The organism is Acinetobacter sp. 226-1 (assembly GCF_030329325.1).
Taxonomy (GTDB): domain Bacteria; phylum Pseudomonadota; class Gammaproteobacteria; order Pseudomonadales; family Moraxellaceae; genus Acinetobacter; species Acinetobacter sichuanensis.
This window is the reverse complement of record NZ_JACANU010000002.1, coordinates 537,097-543,723: the sequence shown is the minus strand read 5'-3', so window position 1 is coordinate 543,723 and position 6,627 is coordinate 537,097. Positions and strand designations below refer to the sequence as shown.

Here is a 6,627-nt window from a genome sequence, read left to right as displayed (position 1 = left end):
CAAAGTAGTCCTGCCTCAAACACGTTGCGGATGACGTTTCCGTGTATCCACATTTTTCTAGCTCCAAAGTTTAATTTTAGAGTTACTGCGTAACATCAGTTATTTAGAATAAAAAAAGAGCTTCAAATGAAGCTCTTTTTACTGCGACTTACAAATTATGCATTTGTTTCAGCAGGAACTTTCGGGTAGCTTACGCCACACATTTGTTCAGCGATACGTAAAACTTGGCAGCTATAACCTACTTCGTTATCGTACCAAACATAAGCAGTTAAACGGTTACCCGAAGTGATTGTTGCTTGCGCATCAAACACACCTGCTGTACGTGAACCAATAAAGTCAGAAGATACAACTTCAGTCGAGTTGGTATAACCAATTTGACCTTGAAGGCTTGAATGGATCGAAATTTGACGAATGTATTCGTTCACTTCTTCACGATCAACTTCTTTCTCAAGTGTTAAGTTAAGAATAGCCAATGAAACGTTTGGTGTAGGAACACGTACTGAGTTACCTGTCAATTTACCTTGTAACTGTGGTAATGCTTTTGCAACCGCTTTAGCAGCACCAGTTTCAGTAATAACCATGTTCAAAGTCGCAGCACGACCACGACGATCCGCTTTATGATAGTTATCAATTAAGTTTTGGTCGTTTGTGAAAGAGTGAACAGTTTCAACGTGACCATTGATCACTTTGTATTTGTCTTCTAACACTTTTAATACTGGTGTGATTGCGTTCGTTGTGCAGCTTGCAGCAGAGATGATTTTGTCTTCATCTAAGATGTCTGCTTGGTTTACACCAAACACAACGTTTTTCATGTCGCCTTTACCAGGAGCAGTCAACACAACGCGACCAACGCCAGCGCATTGAAGGTGTTGAGTCAAACCGTCGATATCACGCCATTTACCTGTGTTATCGATCACTAATGCATTATCGATTCCATAAGCTGTGTAATCTACTTCAGCTGGGCTAGAAGCATAAATTACTTTGATGAAGTTACCATTTGCAATGATTGCTTCATTTTCTTCATCTACAGAAATTGTACCTGCAAATGGACCATGAATGGAGTCACGACGTAATAAAGACGCACGTTTTTCCAAGTCACCATCAGAAGATTTACGAACAACAATCGCTTTAAGGTTTAAACCACGACCCAAACCTGATTGGCTAATGATTAAACGCGCTAAAATACGACCGATACGACCAAAACCGTAAAGCACAACATCTTTAGGCTCAACAAGAGCAGGACGACCTTCTAAAGATTGAACTGCTTGAGCAACAAATGCATCAACATCGCCGCCTTTTTCTTTATATTCAACAGCAAGTTTACCTAAATCAACTTCTGCCGAACCGATATTCTCAAGTTTAGCCAACGCTTCTAAAAGAGGGAACGTGTTAACAACAGAAAGTTCAACATCCATCATACGTGTACGACGGTGTGCTTTTAAAATTTGAATTACTGAACGGTTCACTAAAGAACGACCGTAAACAGAAGTCACAATGTTTTTTTCACGGTATAATTGACCGATTAATGCAATCATACGTTCCGCGATTTCTTCACGGTTTTTCCAGCGACCTTGGTGCTCTGCGTGTAGGGCGATGATAGTGTCTTTGCTCACAGATACGTCCTCTATTTTATGTATATCTAGACTAAGTTTAAAAAACCCTAGTATTGTAATGGAATTCTAACAAAGAATGAATCGAAAGCTGCTCAAGCAAAGGACTTTTTGCTCTATATTCACTATAAATTTACAAAATATGTATAATTATTTCGATGATTTCTAGATTGGATCATGCAACAACATATTGATGATCCAAAAATTGCATGGTTAAGACTTTTCATTTTCAATGCGTTGTTTCATTTTTTGTGTATTTCGTTGTAGTTTTTGTCGATTACGCTTTTGTGTATAAAGATGCAAACTTCCTTCAATCACAAGAATACCAACAGCACACCAAATGGGAATATAAGTCAACCATTCATCTTGACCAATACTTTCTCCAAGTGCAAAAGAAGCCAACGCCAACAAAACAGGCTCTAAATAACTCAATAAACCAAATAAAACCAAAGGCAAATAGCGGCTTGCTAAAATATAACTACCTAAACCAATTGCACTCAACAGCCCCAAACCTGCCACAACAAGCCACAAATACCAATGTCCGACAAACATACTCAATGGTGCATCTGCCATTTGTACCAAATAAATTGCGACAGGCATACAAATTAAGATATCCCACCAAAACCCACCGAGGTTATCGGTATGAATACGTTTACGAATCAAAAAATAAAGAGAATATCCCACTGCAACGGACATCGTTTCCCATGCAATACTGCCTAAACGCCAAATTTCATGTGCAACACCGACAACCGCAAATGACACAGCTAAAAGCTGTAATTTAGACAGTTTTTCTTTGAAGAAAATACTTCCCATGAGTACCAAAAATAAAGGTAATAAGAAATAACCAAGGGAAACTTGTAAGCCACGCCCATTCATAGGTCCCCATAAGAATAGCCAGAGCTGAAAGCACGTCAAAGCAGAAGTCAGCATTAAAATGAGTAATAATGCAGGTTTTTGCAGGATACGTTGCCCTATGGTTTTGACATGTGTCCAATCACCACTATAAAACATGAATAAGCTTAGAAAAGGCAACGTCGCAATAATACGCCAGCCAAATGTTTGCTGATGATCGAATGGGTATAAAAGTTGAGTATAAAAATATAAAACGCCGAAAGTGACTGATGCCAAAACGGATAATGCAACGCCTTTAAACATCTGCCATCTCTACATAATTTTACAGAGGTATTATAAGCATATTTCCTTAAATGTATTTGAAAATTCAAGTATAAATATCATTCAAAAATTCATCTAAGGTTCTGTCTGTTCTGAACGGATTAAATCTTTCACACTAAAACCAAGCGTTTGCGCATAACGTAAATATTCGATGACTTTATTTTCATCAGGATGAGGGTTTCGTGACAAAATCCATAAATATTTACGCTTCGGTTCTCCAACCAAAGCCATTTGATAATGTGGATCTATTTTTAAAATCCAATAATCTCCTCGTCCAAATGGCATCCAACGCACTGCCTCAGGTAAAAAACTGACTTTAATTTTTGAGTTATAAGGATCATTCATTACAAAACCTTCACCAATTGAACGTAATTGGTTGCCTTGCTGATCAATACAACGATTATCTACCTCAACATTTCCATATTCATTGATGGTATAACGTGCAGTGACATCTTTTGCACATTCTCTTTGAAAATACATAGGCTTACGTGCAACTTCATACCAAAGCCCAAGATATTTATCAAGTTCAACACGGGGTACTGTGGCAAGTGAACGGTCTTCGGCATAACTCGGTATCGCAACAAAAATACTCATTGTAAACAATAAGTTTCTTTGTATCATTTGGCTATTTTTATGGATCCACTTGGGTATTTTTTTCATTAAACTCACCCATTTCCCCTCACTTTTTGCATTTATAATTATTAAAATAATCATAAATTTAAGCCAGAATTGTAGCTTTATGTATCTTTAAATTAAATATAAGCCACAATCCTAGCCCTTCTAAGTTCAACTATTGTAACATGCGCGCTTTTAAGCGTACGATTTCATCACGTAAACGTGCCGCTTGCTCAAATTGCAGTTCTTTTGATGCTTTTAACATTTCTTTTTCAAGTTTTGCTAAATGCTTAGCAAGCAGCTTTGGATCAGACAAAAGGTGTTGCTCATCTGCTGTTAATGCTTGTGCCTGTTCATCAAGTTTTACCTCAATTTGCTCATCATTTAAAAGCTCGCCTGTATCAATATCTTTACTGACTTGACGTACTGCACTACGCGGTGTAATGCCATGTAAAAGGTTAAATTCGATTTGTTTATTACGTCGACGCTCTGTTTCATCCATTGCTTTTTGCATTGAATCAGTAATGCGGTCAGCATATAAAATTGCTTTACCTTTAATATTTCGTGCTGCACGACCAATGGTCTGAATCAGAGAGCGTTCAGAGCGTAAAAAGCCTTCTTTATCTGCATCTAAAATTGCAACTAAAGAAACTTCAGGCATATCTAAACCTTCTCTTAATAAATTAATTCCCACCAGAACATCATGTACACCTGAACGTAGCTCGTGAATAATTTTCGTGCGCTCCACAGTATCAATATCAGAGTGTAAATAAGCGACTTTAATACCATACTCTTTAAGATAGGACGTTAAGTCTTCTGCCATACGTTTGGTTAATGTCGTCACCAAAACACGTTCATTTAAATCTTTGCGGATATTAATCTCAGATAACACATCATCTACTTGTGTTAAGACAGGACGAATTTCAATTTCAGGATCGATCAAGCCTGTTGGACGTACCACTTGTTCAACGACTTGCTCAGATTTTTCGAGTTCATATCTTGCAGGCGTTGCACTCACATAAATTGTTGTCGGTACAAGACGCTCCCATTCTTCAAATTTCATTGGACGATTATCCAAAGCACTCGGTAGGCGAAAACCATAATTCACTAAATTTTCTTTACGAGAACGATCTCCTTTATACATTGCGCCAATTTGCGGCACAGTGACATGTGATTCATCAATCAGCAATAAAGCATCTTCAGGTAAATAATCAAATAAAGTCGGCGGTGCAGCACCTTCAGGTCGACCAGATAAATGCCGTGAATAGTTTTCAATACCATTGGTATAACCGAGCTGTTGCATCATCTCTAAGTCATAACGGGTGCGTTGCTCAATGCGCTGAGCTTCGAGCAATTTATCATTTTCACGGAAAAAAACTAAACGCTCTTTGAGTTCTTCTTGAATTGTACCAATGGCTCTTTGTAAATTATCTTTAGGCGTAACATAGTGACTTTTTGGGTAAATCGTTACACGTGGCACTTTACGTACCATTTTGCCTGTAATTGGGTCAAACCATCGAATAGAATCGACTTCATCATCAAACAACTCAATGCGTATTGCATGTTGGTCAGATTCAGCAGGGAAAATATCAATAATATCACCACGAATACGATAAGTTGCTCTTAGAAACTCTAACTCGTTACGGGTATATTGCATTTCAACTAAGCGTCGAATAATTTCATCACGATGCAGTCGATCCCCCTGTACGACATGTAATAACATGCTCATATATGCATTGGGATCACCAAGACCATAAATTGCAGATACTGATGCGACAATAATACAATCACGACGCTCTAATAATGCACGAGTAGCAGACAAACGCATTTGGTCAATATGGTCATTAATGGCGGAGTCTTTTTCAATAAATGTATCTGACGATGGAACATAAGCTTCGGGTTGATAATAATCATAGTAACTCACGAAATATTCCACAGCATTGTTTGGAAAAAATGCTTTGAACTCGCCATAGAGCTGCGCAGCTAAGGTTTTATTGTGCGCCATAACAATCGTTGGGCGTTGTGTTTGTTCAATGACATTTGCCATAGTATAGGTTTTACCCGAACCTGTAACACCGAGCAAAAGTTGATCATGATAGCCTTGATTGACACCATGTACTAATTTTTCAATCGCTTGCGGCTGATCCCCTGCAGGCTGATATTGTGTAATAAGTTCAAAGGGTTGACTATCCTGCATCGTAATACTTCTAAAACCGAATAATGAGCTTTAATTATGGGGGTAAAATTTCCAGATGCAATCTTTCTCATTTTTAGTTTTTTTATTCATTTCGCTCAATCAACTTCACCAATTTGCGCTGCGCAGGTTTATAATATCGACTTGCTGCTTGCATGATCAGTGAACGTCCTTTCACTTCATCTTTTTCTACCCCTAAACCACGTAAATATAAACGCCCTAAATTATAAATTGCTTCTACAATATCATAGGCTGCTGAACGCTGATAATAGGCAACAGCTTGTGCATAATCTCGTTTTACGCCTTTACCGCGTTCATATTTATCGCCTAAATTATTCAAAGCTTGAGGATAATCTTGATTTGCCGCTTGTTGATACCAATACACTGCTTTTTCATCATCTTGCTGAAAGCCTTTTTCACCATATTCTATATAATAAGCCAGTTGATATTGTCCAATACAATGCCCTTGTTCTGCACTGCGTAATAAATAATATTGAAAATTTCCCTCACGATTTAGCTTAAAGTAAGCATCATAATCAGGATTAAGAATCCGCAAATACATCTGTGCCAAAGCATAACTTGCTTGTGCATGCTCTGCTGTATAGCCCTGCTCACTGGCTAATTCATAATATTGTTTTGCTTCGCCCATAGCGGTATCCGTTTTTCCAGTGCCATGAAATGCCCATGTATAACTTAACTCGGCAAAATGTAACATCGCACTGACATCATTTGCGTCTGCTAAGCTGCGTATATATTGGCGATAGTCATCATAAAAAGTCTTTAAATCTGAAGCTGTAGAGGCAAAAGGAAGTAGGTCAATATGACTACAGAACTCTACTGTTCTCATTTGATACAATCCTACATAATGTATCTGTTGCGCATGCTCAAGTTGTTCAATTTTTTGAATTTGAATAGGCTCACCCAAGGTTTTATGTTTCGTTTTATCAATTAATATTAAAAAATTACCTGCTTGGATATTTTGCAGAATATGTCTATTTCTTGGCATCAATAATTCCTGTGTTATTTTAGATCATC

The 6,627-nt window shown here is 37.8% G+C and carries 5 protein-coding genes; all 5 read right to left on the bottom strand.

From position 1 onward, the window contains the following. Nucleotides 1–155: 155 nt before the first annotated feature. The 5 genes from HX124_RS06015 to HX124_RS05995 all read right to left on the bottom strand — a co-directional run bounded on the left by HX124_RS06015 (nucleotide 156) and on the right by HX124_RS05995 (nucleotide 6,598). On the bottom strand, nucleotides 156–1,613 hold the full coding sequence (locus HX124_RS06015) for a glyceraldehyde-3-phosphate dehydrogenase (protein ID WP_286382263.1): 1,458 nt from the start codon (nucleotides 1,611–1,613) through the stop codon (nucleotides 156–158). Nucleotides 1,614–1,823: 210 nt separating this feature from the next. Beyond that, on the bottom strand, nucleotides 1,824–2,765 hold the full coding sequence (gene rarD / locus HX124_RS06010) for an EamA family transporter RarD (protein WP_107009883.1): 942 nt from the start codon (nucleotides 2,763–2,765) through the stop codon (nucleotides 1,824–1,826). 93 nt (nucleotides 2,766–2,858) lie between these two features. Continuing rightward, entirely contained in the window at nucleotides 2,859–3,404 is a 546-nt protein-coding gene (locus HX124_RS06005) for a lipocalin family protein (RefSeq protein ID WP_353619587.1), read from the bottom strand. Nucleotides 3,405–3,573: 169 nt separating this feature from the next. Further along, nucleotides 3,574–5,595 carry an excinuclease ABC subunit UvrB gene (uvrB, locus tag HX124_RS06000; RefSeq protein ID WP_107009884.1) on the bottom strand — a complete coding sequence of 674 codons (2,022 nt, stop codon included), beginning with the start codon at nucleotides 5,593–5,595 and terminating at the stop codon, nucleotides 3,574–3,576. An 82-nt stretch (nucleotides 5,596–5,677) separates the two neighbouring features. After that, nucleotides 5,678–6,598, bottom strand: coding sequence for a tetratricopeptide repeat protein (locus HX124_RS05995; RefSeq protein ID WP_286382262.1), 921 nt, complete (start codon nucleotides 6,596–6,598; stop codon nucleotides 5,678–5,680). Nucleotides 6,599–6,627 lie beyond the last annotated feature (29 nt).

Excerpts from the sequence above, each read along its gene's own strand:
- rarD (WP_107009883.1), bottom strand. The coding sequence starts at position 2,765 with ATGTTTAAAGGCGTTGCATTATCCGTTTTGGCATCAGTCACTTTCGGC.
- HX124_RS06005 (WP_353619587.1), bottom strand. The coding sequence starts at position 3,404 with ATGATACAAAGAAACTTATTGTTTACAATGAGTATTTTTGTTGCGATA.
- uvrB (WP_107009884.1), bottom strand. The coding sequence starts at position 5,595 with ATGCAGGATAGTCAACCCTTTGAACTTATTACACAATATCAGCCTGCA.
- HX124_RS05995 (WP_286382262.1), bottom strand. The coding sequence starts at position 6,598 with ATGCCAAGAAATAGACATATTCTGCAAAATATCCAAGCAGGTAATTTT.